Below are 14,732 nucleotides of genomic sequence, written 5' to 3'. Positions count from 1 at the left end.
CCGCCCCGGTCTGTCATGCGGGATTACTTGCCGATCTGGTCAAGAATGCCCTGGCCCCAGTCGGCGCCAACGTCTTCCAGCACTACCGGCCAGACGTCTTCGCGCACCTTGGCAGCCATCGCAGACAGTTCGTCGTCGCTCAGGTCGACAATCTTGGCGCCCAGCTCATCGGACAGGCGCTGCTCCCATTTGCCCTGATCCTCTTCGGCAACGGTCCAGCGCTGCGCCTCGAAGTCGGCGGCGGCAGTCTTGAGCGCCTCCTGATCCTCTGCGTCCAGCTCAGCCAGCGAGCCGTTGGAGATGATCATGTACCAGACCTCAAAGTGGGTGTTGGCGGGCACATAAGCCTTGGTCACATCGCGGAAGGAGGCATAGTAGCCCTCGGCGCCGGAACCGATCACCCCGTCAACCACGCCAGTCTGGATCGCGGTGAACGCTTCGGAGAAGGGGATCGGCGACGGGATGTAGCCCAGAGCTTCGCCGGTCAGCTGGAAGCTCTTGATGCCGGGCACCCGGACCTTGATGCCGTTCGATTGCGACGGGTCGCCCGGGCTGACCGGATCGGTGTTCAGCGCAATGCCGCCGAAATAGACCGGGTAGGCCGCCAGCATGGTGATGTCCTGCTTGGCATAAAGCTCTGCCATCACGTTGCGCACCGGGCCGTCGGGGCCGTAGATCTTGCGCGCCTCATCCCAATTGTTGGCCAGGTAGGGGAAGGAACTGATCTGCATCCGGCGGTCCGCCGCGGCTGCGGCCGGCTGGGTCGCCATGTCGATGGCGCCGACGCTGATGCGTTCCTGCACGGTGGTGTAATCGCCGAGCGCAGAGGCCGGGAAGATGTTGATCGAGACATCGCCGCCGGTGGCCTCGGTCACCTGGGTTGCAAAGGCGCGCAGCTCCTTGTCGATGGTGGTGTCCTGCGGGCGCACGTGGCTCATCTTGAGGTCGGCGGCCGAGGCGAGGCCCGCCAGCGACATCAGCGCAGCGGCAGCGGTACCGGTCAGAAAGTGTTTCATGGGTAGTCTCCTCCTTAAGGTGTCAGGTGTGTTCAGTAGCCGAAGAAACGCGGCAGAAAGAGCGACAGGTCGGGCCACAGCGAGGTCAGGAAGACCACCGGCACATAGCCTGTCAGGATCAGGATCATCGCGGGCGGGATCACCTTGGTGACCTTCACGTTGCCGATCCGCGCGCCGAGGTAGAGGATCGAGGCATAGGGCGGTGTCACCCCGCCCATCGCGGTGTTCACGCCCATGATCGCGGCGAACTGCACCGGGGTGACCCCGATCGCCTGCATCAGCGGCAGCAAGAGCGGCGCAATCAGGATGATGGCGGTGACGTCGTTCACGACCATGCCGACCAGGAACAGCAGGATGTTGATGAAGATCAGCAGCAGCACCTTGTTCTCAGTGATCTCGAAAATAGCGCTGACCATCTGCTGCGGGATGCCTTCGTAGACAAACATCTGGCTGAGGATCATGGAAAACAGGATCATCACCATGATCGCCCCCACCGCCGTGGCGGCTTCCTTGCCCGCGTCCAGAAAGCTGTTCCACTTCAGCCCCTTGTAGATGAAGAAGCCAACCGGCAGCGCATAGATCACGGACAGCGCGGCGGCTTCGGTCGGGGTCATGATGCCGCCGTAGATGCCGCCGAGGATGATCACCGGCATCAAGAGCGCCGGGGTCGCGTTAAAGCCCTTCTTGGCCACGTCGCCCGCCAGCTCCGAGAAGCTGGGCGTGTCATCCAGCACCAGATCGAACTTGCGGCTCATCCACAGGTTCATGGCCGAGAAGTTGAACATGATCAGCAGGCCCGGCCCCAGGGTCGCCAGGAAACAGGCGAGGATCGAGGTGTCGGTCACCCAGCCATAGACGATCATTGTGACCGACGGCGGGATCAGCAGGCCCAGGATAGAGGAGTTGGCAATCAGCGCGGTGGCGTATTCCCGCGGGTAGCCGCGCTTTTCCATCTCGGGGATCAGCAGCGGGCCGATGGCGGCAATACCCGTCAGGCCGGAGCCGGAGATGGCACCGATGATGGCGCAGCTGACAGCAGCCACAACGCCCAGGCCGCCGCGGATATGGCCGATGAAGGCATTGACGAAGTTCAAGAGCGAGGCGGCGATGCCGCTGGCTGACATGATAGTGCCCGCCAGAACAAACAGCGGAATGGCCAGCAGAACCGGGTTGCCCAATTGCTGGGAGCCCCACAGCATCATGCCCTTCATGGTCACATCGCCCAGGAAATACATGATCATCAGGGCAGCGCCAAAGCAGTAGGGCAGCGGCACGCCAAGGGTCAGGGTCAGCACCAGGACGGCAATGGCAAGGAGTGCGATTTCAATCATTTTGCGGCTCCGGCGCGCAGGGCGTTGATATGGCGGAACAGGTGCACCGCGGTGTAGAGCATCATCAGGCCCAGACCGGCCACAAGCGCCGCTTCGGAATAGAATGTCGGCAGATAGAGCGTCGGGCTCTCTTTCCAGACCCGCCAGGCGTACTGGGTGTATTCCCAGGCCCAGCCCAGCAGCCACAGGCCAACGGTCAGGCTGATGATTTCCCCGATGATCGCCAGCACGGTGTGGCCGCGCTCTGTCTTGATGGCGATCTCCAGCACGTTGGCGCGGATGTGGGTGTCCTCGCGCGAGGCGTTCACGGCGCCCAGGATGTACAGCCAGATGGTCGGATATAGCATGGTCTCCTCCAGCCCCATCACCGGGATCTGCAGCAGATAACGGGTGACCACCTGAACGAACTGGCCCAGGGCCACCAGACAGATCAGCCCCGTCAGCAAGTATTTCGAAAATGTGTCCATCGGTCCTCCTTCCGGTGTCCCCTCACCGGGTTTGGCGGATTTGGCTGGACAAAGGGCATAAGATCAATTTGAAAATATCTCTGACTCCATCAATTTTCTTGATACCCATGCCATGAACTTCTCGATCCGCCAGATCTTCACCTTCCGCGAGGTCATGCGCAGCGGCTCCATTTCCCAGGCCGCGCGCACCGTCGGGCGCACCCAGCCCGCGGTCAGCACCATGATATCGACGCTGGAGGGGGAGCTGGGCTTCAGCCTGTTCGTGCGCGAGCAGGGCAAGCTGATCCCGACCCCGGAGGCCCGGTTCTTTCTTGAGGAGTGCGAGGCGGTTCTGGAACGGATCGAACGGATTGAACGCACCGTGAGCAAGATCCGCAGCCACGAGGCCGGAAAGCTGCGGGTTGCCTGCCATCCGGCGGCGGCCGGGCTGTTCATGCCGCGGATTTTAACGGATTTTCTGCAAGGCAAGGATGAGCTTGAGGTCTCGCTGATCATGCGCTCTTCGGATGTGATCGAGGATTTGATCGCCTCGCAGCAGTTCGACATCGGCTTTGCCGAGACTCCCGTGCCGCGCCCCTCCGTCAAACAGATGGACTTCGACCTGGAAAGCGTCTGCATTGTGCCGGAAAGCGATCCGCTGGCCGCGGCCGAACAGATCACGCCACAGGATCTGGACGGGGCGCCGATGGCGGTGCTGTTTGACAAGCACCCCATGACGGTCCGGACCGAGGCCGCGTTCCAGCGCAGCGGCTGCCGGTTCCGCAGGCGGCTGGAGCTGCGCACCTGGGCCCCGGGCCTGCAGTTTGTTGCGGCTGGCATGTGCTACATGATCTGCGACATGATCACTGCCTACGGCTGTTTGCAGCAGCGCCAGACAACCTCAGGGCTGGCGATTCGCCGGTTCACGCCGCGAATCAGCTCCAGCGTTTCGATTCTCACCCCCGGCTACGCCACCCAGTCCCTGACCTCCGAAGCCTTCACAACGCGGTTGTGCAAGGCCATCGAAAACATGCAGTCTGAAATGGAAACCTGTCTCGGGAGGTAGTGGCAGCCGCGCGGGCAGCCGCCGGCAATGGCCCGCCGGCGGCATTCACCCGTCAGTAACCGCTGAGCGGCGCCTCCAGCAGCACCGGCTTGCCGCCTGACATATCAATCCAGGCATTGGTGCCGTTCAGCCTGGACCCGGCGATGTTGTCTTCCTCGAAATGGATCTCGAACTGTTCCGGGCCATGGGCATAGGCAACCACCAGGCCGTAGTCCGGATCCAGGAAGCCGCCATGCGGTTTGATGCCCGGGTAGCTGATCCGCCAGGCCTTGCCCTGCGGACCGACATGGCCGAGCGTCAGCTTGCCGATGACATCCCCCGGCAGCTCGAAAAACCAGACCCAGGGGCCGCCGGACACGATGGTCATCACCTCGTCGATCCCGGTGCCGTCTTCGGCGTGGTTGATGTGCAGCGGGCCGAATTTCTTGTGAACCCAGACCCGGGTGTCCGCATCCATCTTGTTCATGTCATAGACCTTGGGATAGGGCGCAACGCCCGGTTCCGACGTGGTCAGCGAGCCGCCGTTTGCCACCGTGGGCGCGCGCCCGGCCGCCTTGATCTCGGCCAGCAGATCCTGGCGGGTCAGCCGGAAATCAGAGATCAGCTGCGCCTCTTCCTCCGCCGTGATCGCACGGCTGCGGGAGGCTTCCAGAACCGGCACAGCCTGATCAGGGATTGCAACCGTGCTGACGCGAACGCCCACGCTGCGCAGAACCGCGTTCACGTCCTCCACACCCTCGGCCGCAGCGCGGCCGTCCGTGTATTCGAGTTTCAGGAGGCCCGCGGTATCCTCCGCGCCGGCGAGGCTTTGGGACGGCAGCCACAGCACGGCTGCGGCCACGGCAAGTTTCGAAAGCAGTTTCATGAGGGAACTCTCCAATTCAGGGTTCGGGCTGCGGCGCACAGGGCCGCGCCATGGCATTCCGGTAAGCGGACCGTTGACCGCGGTTTTGCCTTCGCAGGTCGCCCGGATGACGCGAAAAATGTAGCGGGTTTCCCACTGATAGATAATCCGGCTAGCATGAAACCAATTGTTGAGAAAAACTCACCCGGCTCCGGAGGATGCCAATGCAAGGAATGGGAGATATACCGGTGGTCGTGGCGGTCGCCGAAACCCATGGGTTCGCGGCTGCGGCGCGGCGGCTGGGGGTGTCGAAATCCGCCGTGAGCAAGCGGATCACCCAGATTGAAAAACGGCTTGGCGCGCAACTGTTCCACCGCTCCACCCGCAATGTCAGCCTGACCGAGGCGGGCGAGCATTTCTATGCCCATGCCGTCCAGGCGCTGGAGGCCGCGCAAGAGGCGGAGGACAGCGTTCTGGCGCTTCAGGCAGCGCCCAAGGGGCGGCTCAGGGTCAATGTGCCGATGGCCTTCGGGCGCCTGCATGTGGCTCCGCTGATCTCCGGATTTCTCTCGCGCTACCCCGGCGTGGCGGTGGACATGGTGATGGATGATCGGTTGACGGACCTGTTCGCGGACGGTTTTGACCTGGCACTGCGCGGCGGGACCCTGGCCGATTCCGCGCTTGTCGCCCGCAAGATTGCGCCCCTGCACAACATCCTGACGGCCTCTCCGGATTATCTGGAGCGGTGCGGCACGCCGGAAACCGTCGCTGAGCTGAGCCGTCACAACTGCCTCCAGTATTCCTACAGCCGGGATTTTCAGGAATGGATCTTTCACTGCGATGGCAAGGTGGAAACCTTCCGGCCGCACGGCAGCTACAGCGTCAACAACGGCGAAGCGCTGCGGGAGGCGATCCTGGACGGCACGGGCATCGGGCGGCTGCCAAGCTTCACTGCAGGGCCCGACCTTGCTGCAGGACGGCTGATAAGAGTGCTGCCTGACTGTCCGCTGCCGTCTCAGACCCTTTATGCGATATACCCGGAGCGCCGCCATCTGCCTGCTAAGGTACGGGTGTTCATCGACTTCATTCTTGAGCATCTCGGCGGCGATGTGCCGCCCTGGGACCGCGGCACCGGCCTGTAAATCAGCAAATATGCTGCAGCGCACCCGCGGCCTGCAGTAAATTTTTTTCTATATAATTCAAAAGCTTGACCCAGTATTCCCCTGCGGAAACCTGCAACTGCAGCATAAAGTCCGGGAACCTTTGCGGACGCCGGTGCGTTGACCGGCTGACACAACCCGAAAGGACAGTACTATGAAACCCTCTTATATTTTCGCCGCAGTGGCCGGCATTATTGTGCTGGTTTTCGCAGTCTACATGATCGACATCGATCAAACCGAAGAGACCCGTCTGCCTGACGTCGACGTCAATGTCGAAGGCGGACAGCTGCCTGAATTCGAGGCCGACGTTGGCGACATCGAAACCGGCTCCAAAGACGTGACCGTGACGGTTCCGACCGTCGACATTCAAAGCCCGGAAGAAGATGCCAAGGACGACGGGTGATCCACGACGTCTCAGATTATGAAAAAAGCGCAGCGCAGCCCGCTGCGCTTTTTTTTTGCCCGTTTTTTAGCCGGGTTCCGCTTAGGCCTCCTGCCCGACCTTGCCGCGCTTAGCGGGCTCAGGCTGCCGCCGCCCTGAAAACACGGCACGGCCAGAGAAGAAACCTTCTAAATCAGCGGGATGGAAGAAGTTGGGAACAATCTCCGGCTGCAAGCGTTTAGTTTCCAGAACATTTAGCGGAAGGGAAATACCATGGAATACGGACTGATTGGCCTGCTGGTACTGGCTGCGGACATTTATGCAATTATTCAGGTCCTGGGATCCGGGGCGTCAACCGCCGCCAAGATCATCTGGGTGCTCGTTATCCTGATCCTGCCGGTGCTGGGCTTTATCGCTTGGCTGGTGGCAGGCCCAAGGTCCTCTGCGGCAAACATCTAACCCTGCCGTATTTTGCACGTACCGGCCCGGCTGCTGCAGCCGGGCCGTTTTCATGTGCGGGAGATGCCGCCCTGCGGCGCTGTCACTCTGCCTTTTGCCGGGCATCCAGCAGGTTTTCCCCGCCATCCAGCCCTTCGCGCTCCCGCTCTGCCGCGCCGGCGGCCGCCAGCTCCGCCCGTTCCGGATCGGCCGCTTCCGGCAATTCGGCGCTGGCAGGCTCAGCCGCGCCCTTCCGGGCCCCGGTGTCCCGGGCCGGAGGGGCTGCTGCATCCGCCGCATTGTCCAGGCGCACCCTGTAGATCGGCTCCGGCAGGCCAAAGCCCGCCGCCTCCAGCGCCATCTTGGCGGCGCGGATCGCCTCGCCGCGCGCCTTGGCGAAATCCACCCGGGTCTGATCCACCCAGCCGGTGAAGGTCAGGATCACGTTGGAGTCCCCCACTTCGCTGATCCAGGCGCCGACTTCGGGATCGTCCAGCACAAACGCCTGCGCCTCCAGCGCGGCAACGGCGGTGGACAGCGCCGCCGCCAGATCCGCATCCGCATCCACGCCAAGGTCAAAGCCGAAGCGGCGCCGGGGATCGCGGGTGAAATTCACAATCCGGCCCTTGAACACGGTGGCATTGGGAATGCGGATATGGTTGCCCTCGGGCGAGATCAGGATCGTCGCGCGCGAGGTCAGCCGCGCCACCGTGCCCTGATCGCCCTGGATATCGACAAAATCATTGGGCCGGAACGGCTGCCGCAAGCTGAGCAGGATGGAGGCGATGAAATTCTCCACTGTGTCGCGCACCGCAAAGCCAAGCGCCAGGCCAACCACCCCCGCCGCGCCCAGCACCGCGCCGATCAGCGCGGTGGCGTTCAGAATGTCCAGCGCCAGCACCAGCCCGGTCAGGATGAACAGGATCCGCGCCACCGCCCGGTAGACATCGGCGATAAAGGCATTGGGCGCCAGCCGGGTCCAGATGCCGATCCGCGTGGTCAGCAGCCAGCCGCCCGCCGCCACTGCCGCAAAGGCGGCCAGCGCCACCAGAAAGATCGGCCCGTTTGCCAGCAGGTTGCGGGTGCGGGCGGCAATCCGGTCCATCGCCGGGGCCAGCCGTTCCTCCAGGGTGCCGCTGATCTGGGTTTCGTTTTCGATCGCCACCACACCGGCCACCCGGTTTATGATCTGCGTCAGCCGGTCCTGGGCGGTGTTGTCGATCACCTCGCCGGTGATGCGGACCACCCCTTCGGAAACAGACACATTCACCGACCCGTAACCTTCGATTTCCGCCAGCAGCTTCTCGATCCGGTTCAGGATTTCGCTGTCGCGCACCGCTGCTTCGCCGACCTCGATCCGGCCGTCGGTCTGCACCGGGTCGGCCGCGTTCTGGGCCTGGGCACCGCCGCCGCCAAGGCACACCGCCGCCAGCAGGATTAATATATGCAAACCCGCCAGCAGCACCCGGCACGGCCCCGCTCGGCGCCCCGGCCGCGCGGCCAAACATGTCATGTCGCGGCTCAATTCCGCATCCTCCTGTTGAAATGCCTGCCCCGCGCGTCGCAACCGGGGCTTGACCAGTCTTTGCCGCAGCAGACCGCCAGCGCAAGAGCGTAACCGCACCGGCCCCGGGCGAACCTCCGCCGCCCGCTGGTTTTTTACCCCGCGGATATGTCACAGTTTAATGCGCCTGACCTTACGGCGGTTCATTCCTCACATTCGAAAAACTGAGGAAGACCGATGACGACCAAAGCCGCTCACGCGCAAACGCCCGCTCTGATCCTGACCCCCCACGCCCTGGAGGCCGCGGACATCAGCGACTACCTGCTGCGGCGGGGATACCCTGCTGTGATCACAGAAACCCGCCTCGACGGTCTTGCCGCCGCGCTGGACTCCTCCGCGCGGCCGCCGCACCTGGTCTTTTTCGGCTTCCCGATCAGCAATCCGGACGCCCGCGACTGGCTGCAGTCGGCGATGGCCAAGGAATGGCGCATCATTCTGATCAACGGCGACACCACTGAGCCTGAGCTGCAGTCGCTGCCGATGCTGAGCCGCCCGTTCGCAACCCCGCACCTGGACGCGGCGATGCTGCTTCTGGGCGAGTAACCGCCTTTCGCCCGGCTGCAGAGGCCAATTCTGCCGCCGGGCCCTGGTTCGGAAAACCGCCAGCCGTCTCGCCTTTTGGCTGCGCAGCAGAGATACCGCGCAATCACGGAACTTCGCAGCCGCCACCGCGTTCTCCTATTACCGCCGCAGCGCGGCGGACCACCGCAATTTCCCAAGGAGGACACGACATGGATGACGACCGCATCACCGGAAAATGGACCGAGCTGAAGGGCCGCCTGCGGGAAACCTACGGCGAACTGACCGACGACGAGCTGGAAGAAACCAAAGGCGAGCGCCAGAAGCTCGAAGGGATGCTGCAGCAGCGGCTGGGCAAGACCAAGGACGAGGTACGCCAGACCGTCGACCGCATGCTGGACGGCTTTTAACATGGCCCGCAGACCTGACAGTGACGCAGACGCCGCCGCCCAGTTGTGGAAACGACTCGATGACACCCGCACCGGCATGCTGTCGGTCGACGGCAGCAGCCAGCACCCGCAGCCGATGAGCCATTTCGCCGACCCTGACAGCGGCGAAATCTGGTTCATCACCTCCGCCGACACCGATCTGGTGGCTGCGGTCGGGCTGGGGGCAGAGGCCACTTTTTGCTATCAGTCGCAAAAGGGCGACTATCATGCCTCCGTCAAGGGGCCGCTGGTGGTCTATCAGAGCGAAGAAAAGCTCGACAGCCTGTGGAGCCCGCCAGTGGCTGCCTGGTTTGAGCAGGGCCGCGAGGATCCCAAGGTCACGCTGCTGCAGCTGACCCCGCGCGAGGCTGCCATCTGGGCGTCCGATTCCAACCCGATCCTGGTCGGGCTGAAGATGCTGAACGCCGCGATGCGCGACGATGTGAGCGAACCGGATGTTGGCATCCACCGGGTGATCAACTTCAGCGACGTAGCCTGACCTGCAAGCCTGACCTGCAGCCAGCGCCGCAAGCCGCAAACGATCAGGCCCGCCGGAACGCACCGGCGGGCCTGATCCGTTCAGCCCTGTCTTGCTCAGCGGCGCCGGCTGTCAGCCGCCGTTCTCCGCCGCGGCCATTGTCTCCAGAACCGCGCTCAGCTGTTCGACCGTGTAGGGCTTTTTCAGGATGTTCAGCCCCGGGAAGCGCTTAGCGACTTCGTCCGTTGAACCGTACCCCGTGGCCAGCACCACTGCGATGCCCAGCTCGCGGCATCGCTCCACCACCGGCAGCGAAGTTTCGGATCCCAGGTTCATGTCCGCCAGCACGAACTGCGTGCCGCCCTGCTCCAGCAGGTTCAGCGCGGTCGTGACTCCGCTGCAGGTTTCCACCTTTTCGGCGCCCAGCTGGGTCAGCATGTCCGCCGCATCCATGGCGATGATCATGTTGTCCTCCAGCACCAGAGCGCCGCCCGACAGCCGCGGCACGGCCGGCGCCTGCCGCGCGCCGGTGTCGGGCACCGGGCCCGCGGGCTTTTCCGCCTTCCGCACATGGCGGGCGGGCAGCAGAAAATCCGCTTCCAGCCCGGTGATCCGGTATCTGACGTCGGCTTCCCCCTGCAGTTCAAACGGCACCGATTGCTCGATAAGCGTGGTGCCGAAGCCCCGGCGCTCCGGCGCTTTTACCGGCGGGCCATCGTGTTCGCGCCAGCTCAGCGCGGCGGTGCCGTCGCGGTTCAGCGCGGTGCGGATCTCCACCCGGCCGGAGGAATCGCTGAGCGCGCCGTATTTGACCGAGTTCGTCACCAGCTCGTGAACCACCAGCGCCACGCAGGTAAAGGCCGCGGGCGACAGCTCCAGCGCGTCGCCGTCAATCGACACCCGGCTGGCCTTGCCCGCCAGAAACGCTTCGGTTTCGGTCCCGATCAGCACCGTCAGCGGGCTCCAATCCCACTCCGAGCCGGTCAGCTGGTCATGCGCCCGCGCCAGCGCGTGAATGCGCGCGTCCAGCACCTCGCCAAAGGCATCGGCGGATTTTACCGACTCCTTGCCCTGCGATACCAGCCCGCGGATCAGGTTCAGGATGTTGCGCACCCGGTGGTTCAGCTCCGCAATCAGCAGCTCCTGCTGGTCCTGCGCCCGCTTGCGGGCGGCGTTGTTTTCGTCCGCCAGCTTCAGAACCACTTCGATCAGCGTTGTGCGCAGCGCCTCGGCGGTGCGCTGCTCGCGCTGTTTCCACGGATGGCAATGGCCGCGCGCCACTTCCTTCCAGGCCTCGAAGCTTTTGCGCGGCGTCAGCCGCAGGCCATTCGGCCCCGGTTCAACTGGTTTTTCGGGATTGCCCGCCCAGGTCACCGATTTGACCACCTCGCGCCGGAACAGCACAAAGTAATCCCTCGGCTTGCGCGAGACCGGGATCGCCAGCAGCCCGGCCACCCGGTCCGCAAACCCGTCAGCGGCCGGATAGCGCTTGATCAGGTTGCTGTTGGAATAGATCTGCCCGGGCGGCGTGGTGTTCAGGAACCGCACCAGTCCCAGGAACTCCTCTTCCACCGGCGCGGATCCGGTGGATTTGTACTGCCCGTCCGAATAAATCGCGGCCCCGTCAAACGGAATGACATCGCCGATGCCGCTGCACAAGTCTTCAAAAGCCGCAAACAGATTGCAGCCATTGGACAGCTGCGGCATCAGGTTGTCGTGCAGCGCCCTGGAGCGGTCGATGTCGCCCAGTTCATCGGTCATCTCCATCTGGGCCAGCTCATAGTTGAACAGCTGCGCGAACAGCTCGACCGAGGTGCGCTTTTCATAGCTGAGGTAGCACGGGCTGTCATTGTGGCAGGCAAACAGCCCCCACAGCTGGCCGTTGCGCAGGATGGAAACCGACATCGAGGCCGCCACCCCCATGTTTCTCAGATACTCGATATGGATCGGAGACACCGCCCGGGTCACCGCCAGCGACAGGTCCAGCGGCTCGCCGTTGGGATCGGTCTCCGGCTGCACCGGATAGACCGGCGCCGCGACGTCGGGGATGATCCGCAGCAGGCTGCGCACATACAGCGCGCGGGCCTGTTTGGGAATATCGCTGGCCGGATAGCGCAGGCCCAGAAACGGCTCCATTCCGGACTCGCGGGCCTCGGCGATCACGGTGCCGCTGCCGTCTTCCTCGAACTTGTAGACCATGACCCGGCCAAAGCCGCTCAGCGCTTTCAGGCCCCGTGCGGCCTCCTGCGCCATCGCATCCAGTGCGCCGTGGCGCTGCACCCGGCCGATCAGTGCCTGCACTAGGCCCGGATCGTGCACATCGCCACCATCGGTGCCCCGGCGTTCGAATTCCAGAACGAACAGCCGCCCGGACTGGTGGATCGAAACGTCATACTTCTGCCCGTCGCCGCGCAAGTCATAGCCGAACACCCGCACCGCGCTCTGCTGCATCCGCAGCATCTGCATCCGGGTGCGCAGGTCGTGGAGCGCCTGCGGGCTGAGAATGTCCGTCACCGGCCGCCCCGCCAGCTCCGTCTCATCCAGCCCCAGAACCTCTGCACAGTTGGCAGAGGCATGGGAGATAATCCAGTCGGCGGAAACCGCAATCAGGCAGCCAAAGCTCTGCACCTGGCCAATAATGTGGATCGGCTCCCGATCGCAGGTGGTCAGATCCACCTGCGCCCTGGCAGCGCCGGACTTTTCGTCAGGCATGAATCGCCCTCCCCTCGGCAGACTCAGCAAAAATACATTCTAAGCAAAATCCAAACAGCCCGGTAGCATCTTCGACAACCCGGTCCGCTGCGGCACCTTCGGCCGGCAGCGCTTCGGCCCGGGCCGTAAAGCCGCGCCAGTATTCCGTGTAGGACGGTGCCGAGAGGTACTTACAGGCATAGATAACCTCCGGCAGGCCGCGCTCCAGCCACCGCTTGCGCAGCACCTGTGTGCCCAGCCGCGAACCGGACACCAGGTAATCCACCGCCAGCGGATGCGGGACCAGCGGCAGCTCAGGCGCATCCGCCGCACGGCCCAGCCGCGCCAGATCCTCGCCCGCCCGCTGCTTCAGGCCGCGGATCACCGGCGCACAGGCGGCACTCTGGCTGACCGGCTCCAGCGCCGCAAACAGCCGCCACTGCAGCAGCAAAAAGCGCGCGTAGCCGTCCGCACCCGCCTGATCCAGCCTGGTCACCTGTTCATCCAGCGCAGCATGGCAATGCCGCGTGTCCCCGCGCAGCCTGGCACGCAAGTTCTGATATTGGGCATCTGCCACGGAACCGTTCCCCTTTTCAGCAGCACTATAGCGTTCGCCTTAGCCGAATCAAAGGGCTCCCGCCGCAATACCAATGGTGGAAAATCGAATTTTCGCAACACCTTGGACACCTTTGAACAGGCAAATCACGGCGGGCCGGGCCATCCCGGCGCCTCTGCAGCGGCCGCCCTGCGCGGCGGGTTCAGGCCCTGCCGCCGGCCAGCCGGGTTTCCCGCCGGATAGGGCGCCAGTTTAACTAACTTCAACGCAAGTCGCCGACCGCCTGTTAACCCAGTGTTTACAGCCCTTTCCGCGCAAATACGGCGGAAATCGGGCGGTCCTGCCGCAATTGCCCGGAATCCGCCGCGAACATTCCGCATTTGGCTTTCAGCGTGAAGGCCCGTCCGCGCCCTCCGGCCGGACCCCACGCTGCCACAAGGAACTGACGCTGTGCCGCACGACACGTTCACTGCCGATCCGGCGCCGGCCTGCGAACTGCCCTGCGGCTTCAAGCTGCTGCAAGGCCAGTACCAGATCGAGCGGCCGCTGATCAGCGGCGGCTTCGGCATCACCTATCTGGCCCGCGACAGCCTGGAACGCCGCGTCGTGATCAAGGAATGCTACCCGGCGGGGCTCTGCCGCCGCGCCGGCACCGATGTGGAACCCGCCGCCCCCGAACACGCCAAATCCTGCCGCAACGTGCTGCGCGCCTTCCTGCGCGAGGCGCATCTGCTGGCCCGCGCCCGCCACCCCGGCATCGTCGGCGTGCATCAGGTCTTCAAGGAAAACCAGACCGCCTATATCGCGATGGAATTCATCGACGGGCTGGACCTGCTCACCGTGCGCGAAGAGCAGCCGGAGCGGCTGACCGGGCCGGTGCTGCGCCAGATTCTCGATCAATCGCTGGAGGCGCTCGACTGCCTGCACCGGCTGGGCGTCCTGCACCGCGACATCTCGCCGGACAACATCCTCCTGGGCAAGGACGGCACCGTGACGCTGATTGATTTCGGCGCCGCCTGCGGCAGCACCCCTGATGACGGCACCGCGCTGCCGATGCTGCTGGCGGTCAAGGACGGCTATTCCGCGCATGAGCTCTACAGCCCCGACCTGCCCCAGCGCCCGGCCTGCGACCTCTACGCGCTTGGCGCCACGCTCTACTATCTGATCACCGGCGCCCCGCCCGCGGCCAGCCAAAAGCGGCTGGCTGCGCTGATGGCGGGCTCTCCGGACCCCTGCCGCCCGCTGCTGGGCGGGCCCTGGGCCGCTGACCCGGCACTGCTGGCGACCGTGGACATGGCGATGTCGGTGCTTCCGGCGGAACGGTTCCACAACGCCAGCGCCTGGGCCGCTGCCCTGGCGGAAGAAGACGCGCCGCAACACGCCCCGGAGCCGCAGGCCGGCCCGGCGCCCGGAACCGCAGCGGCACCCGCCGATGACGGCAGCAGGCTGGCTGCGGTCATTGCCGATCTGGTCGCCAAGACCAATGACAGCCTCAAGCCCGGCCTGCCCCGCGCCGCCCGCCAGGCGCAGACCCCGCCTGCCAGCCCCACGGCCGCCCCGCGCCACCCGCCAGTCAACATCTTCGGCGAACCGGTCACCGACCTGGAGGCCTGGCTGGAAGAGGAAGACGCGATCGCCTGGCGCAAGAAAATCGCCCCCGCCGCGCAGCAGCCGCCGGCCGCAGCCCCTGTGCCGCTGACAGACCCGTCAGACCCGGCTTTGGGCCTGCGCCGGGACAAACCGACATTGACCGGCCGCTTGCGCAGGATTTTCGGGCGTCACGGCAACAGCCCGCAAACGGCTAAGAACTGAA

The 14,732-nt window shown here is 64.3% G+C and carries 15 protein-coding genes; 8 read left to right on the top strand and 7 right to left on the bottom strand.

Annotated elements, in window-relative coordinates:
* Positions 1-23: 23 nt before the first annotated feature.
* The 3 genes from dctP to CAER_RS0106890 are packed head-to-tail and all read right to left on the bottom strand — an operon-like array spanning position 24 to position 2,814.
* A complete protein-coding gene (dctP, locus tag CAER_RS0106900; protein WP_027234659.1) occupies positions 24-1,016 on the bottom strand; it encodes a TRAP transporter substrate-binding protein DctP in 993 nt (330 codons plus the stop codon).
* Between the two features lie 32 nt (positions 1,017-1,048).
* Positions 1,049-2,347: a TRAP transporter large permease gene (locus CAER_RS0106895; RefSeq protein ID WP_027234658.1), complete on the bottom strand. Its 1,299-nt coding sequence runs from the start codon at positions 2,345-2,347 to the stop codon at positions 1,049-1,051.
* On the bottom strand, positions 2,344-2,814 hold the full coding sequence (locus CAER_RS0106890) for a TRAP transporter small permease (protein WP_027234657.1): 471 nt from the start codon (positions 2,812-2,814) through the stop codon (positions 2,344-2,346). Before CAER_RS0106890 ends, CAER_RS0106895 begins: the two co-directional genes overlap by 4 nt.
* Before the next feature lie 112 nt (positions 2,815-2,926).
* Here CAER_RS0106890 and CAER_RS0106885 point away from each other — a divergent pair, with 112 nt between their 5' ends.
* On the top strand, positions 2,927-3,859 hold the full coding sequence (locus tag CAER_RS0106885; RefSeq protein ID WP_027234656.1) for a LysR family transcriptional regulator: 933 nt from the start codon (positions 2,927-2,929) through the stop codon (positions 3,857-3,859).
* 52 nt (positions 3,860-3,911) lie between these two features.
* Here the strand turns inward: CAER_RS0106885 and CAER_RS0106880 are convergent, their stop codons facing one another.
* Positions 3,912-4,724: a hypothetical protein gene (locus CAER_RS0106880; protein ID WP_027234655.1), complete on the bottom strand. Its 813-nt coding sequence runs from the start codon at positions 4,722-4,724 to the stop codon at positions 3,912-3,914.
* 212 nt (positions 4,725-4,936) lie between these two features.
* Here CAER_RS0106880 and CAER_RS0106875 point away from each other — a divergent pair, with 212 nt between their 5' ends.
* The 3 genes from CAER_RS0106875 to CAER_RS0106865 all read left to right on the top strand — a co-directional run bounded on the left by CAER_RS0106875 (position 4,937) and on the right by CAER_RS0106865 (position 6,704).
* On the top strand, positions 4,937-5,845 hold the full coding sequence (locus CAER_RS0106875; RefSeq protein WP_245597329.1) for a LysR family transcriptional regulator: 909 nt from the start codon (positions 4,937-4,939) through the stop codon (positions 5,843-5,845).
* 172 nt (positions 5,846-6,017) lie between these two features.
* Positions 6,018-6,266: a hypothetical protein gene (locus CAER_RS0106870; protein ID WP_027234653.1), complete on the top strand. Its 249-nt coding sequence runs from the start codon at positions 6,018-6,020 to the stop codon at positions 6,264-6,266.
* Between the two features lie 252 nt (positions 6,267-6,518).
* Positions 6,519-6,704 (top strand): PLDc N-terminal domain-containing protein, encoded by a 186-nt coding sequence (locus CAER_RS0106865; protein ID WP_027234652.1) that lies wholly within the window; start codon positions 6,519-6,521, stop codon positions 6,702-6,704.
* A gap of 82 nt (positions 6,705-6,786) precedes the next feature.
* Here the strand turns inward: CAER_RS0106865 and CAER_RS0106860 are convergent, their stop codons facing one another.
* Complete coding sequence (locus CAER_RS0106860; protein ID WP_036797128.1) at positions 6,787-8,133, bottom strand: mechanosensitive ion channel domain-containing protein; 1,347 nt, start codon at positions 8,131-8,133, stop codon at positions 6,787-6,789.
* A gap of 291 nt (positions 8,134-8,424) precedes the next feature.
* On the opposite strand from CAER_RS0106860, the gene CAER_RS0106855 reads away from it, so the two are divergent.
* The 3 genes from CAER_RS0106855 to CAER_RS0106845 all read left to right on the top strand — a co-directional run bounded on the left by CAER_RS0106855 (position 8,425) and on the right by CAER_RS0106845 (position 9,693).
* Positions 8,425-8,790: a hypothetical protein gene (locus tag CAER_RS0106855; RefSeq protein WP_027234650.1), complete on the top strand. Its 366-nt coding sequence runs from the start codon at positions 8,425-8,427 to the stop codon at positions 8,788-8,790.
* A gap of 188 nt (positions 8,791-8,978) precedes the next feature.
* Positions 8,979-9,176, top strand: a complete 198-nt coding sequence (locus tag CAER_RS0106850) for a CsbD family protein (RefSeq protein WP_027234649.1) — start codon at positions 8,979-8,981, stop codon at positions 9,174-9,176.
* A 1-nt stretch (position 9,177) separates the two neighbouring features.
* Positions 9,178-9,693, top strand: a complete 516-nt coding sequence (locus CAER_RS0106845; protein ID WP_027234648.1) for a pyridoxamine 5'-phosphate oxidase family protein — start codon at positions 9,178-9,180, stop codon at positions 9,691-9,693.
* A gap of 111 nt (positions 9,694-9,804) precedes the next feature.
* Here CAER_RS0106845 and CAER_RS0106840 read toward each other — a convergent pair whose 3' ends face one another.
* Together CAER_RS0106840 and CAER_RS0106835 are read right to left on the bottom strand one after the other, a co-directional pair.
* On the bottom strand, positions 9,805-12,384 hold the full coding sequence (locus CAER_RS0106840) for an HWE histidine kinase domain-containing protein (RefSeq protein WP_027234647.1): 2,580 nt from the start codon (positions 12,382-12,384) through the stop codon (positions 9,805-9,807).
* Positions 12,377-12,940, bottom strand: coding sequence for a biliverdin-producing heme oxygenase (locus CAER_RS0106835; RefSeq protein WP_027234646.1), 564 nt, complete (start codon positions 12,938-12,940; stop codon positions 12,377-12,379). Before CAER_RS0106835 ends, CAER_RS0106840 begins: the two co-directional genes overlap by 8 nt.
* Positions 12,941-13,369: 429 nt before the next feature.
* Here CAER_RS0106835 and CAER_RS0106830 point away from each other — a divergent pair, with 429 nt between their 5' ends.
* Positions 13,370-14,731, top strand: a complete 1,362-nt coding sequence (locus CAER_RS0106830; protein ID WP_027234645.1) for a serine/threonine protein kinase — start codon at positions 13,370-13,372, stop codon at positions 14,729-14,731.
* The last annotated feature ends 1 nt before the right edge of the window (position 14,732 follow it).

The organism is Leisingera caerulea DSM 24564 (assembly GCF_000473325.1).
Taxonomy (GTDB): Bacteria; Pseudomonadota; Alphaproteobacteria; order Rhodobacterales; family Rhodobacteraceae; genus Leisingera; species Leisingera caerulea.
This window is presented reverse-complemented; position numbering and strand designations above follow the sequence as displayed.

Excerpts from the sequence above, each read along its gene's own strand:
- CAER_RS0106870 (WP_027234653.1), top strand. The coding sequence starts at position 6,018 with ATGAAACCCTCTTATATTTTCGCCGCAGTGGCCGGCATTATTGTGCTG.
- CAER_RS0106875 (WP_245597329.1), top strand. The coding sequence starts at position 4,937 with ATGGGAGATATACCGGTGGTCGTGGCGGTCGCCGAAACCCATGGGTTC.
- CAER_RS0106865 (WP_027234652.1), top strand. The coding sequence starts at position 6,519 with ATGGAATACGGACTGATTGGCCTGCTGGTACTGGCTGCGGACATTTAT.
- CAER_RS0106850 (WP_027234649.1), top strand. The coding sequence starts at position 8,979 with ATGGATGACGACCGCATCACCGGAAAATGGACCGAGCTGAAGGGCCGC.
- dctP (WP_027234659.1), bottom strand. The coding sequence starts at position 1,016 with ATGAAACACTTTCTGACCGGTACCGCTGCCGCTGCGCTGATGTCGCTG.
- CAER_RS0106895 (WP_027234658.1), bottom strand. The coding sequence starts at position 2,347 with ATGATTGAAATCGCACTCCTTGCCATTGCCGTCCTGGTGCTGACCCTG.
- CAER_RS0106890 (WP_027234657.1), bottom strand. The coding sequence starts at position 2,814 with ATGGACACATTTTCGAAATACTTGCTGACGGGGCTGATCTGTCTGGTG.
- CAER_RS0106840 (WP_027234647.1), bottom strand. The coding sequence starts at position 12,384 with ATGCCTGACGAAAAGTCCGGCGCTGCCAGGGCGCAGGTGGATCTGACC.
- CAER_RS0106845 (WP_027234648.1), top strand. The coding sequence starts at position 9,178 with ATGGCCCGCAGACCTGACAGTGACGCAGACGCCGCCGCCCAGTTGTGG.
- CAER_RS0106880 (WP_027234655.1), bottom strand. The coding sequence starts at position 4,724 with ATGAAACTGCTTTCGAAACTTGCCGTGGCCGCAGCCGTGCTGTGGCTG.
- CAER_RS0106855 (WP_027234650.1), top strand. The coding sequence starts at position 8,425 with ATGACGACCAAAGCCGCTCACGCGCAAACGCCCGCTCTGATCCTGACC.
- CAER_RS0106885 (WP_027234656.1), top strand. The coding sequence starts at position 2,927 with ATGAACTTCTCGATCCGCCAGATCTTCACCTTCCGCGAGGTCATGCGC.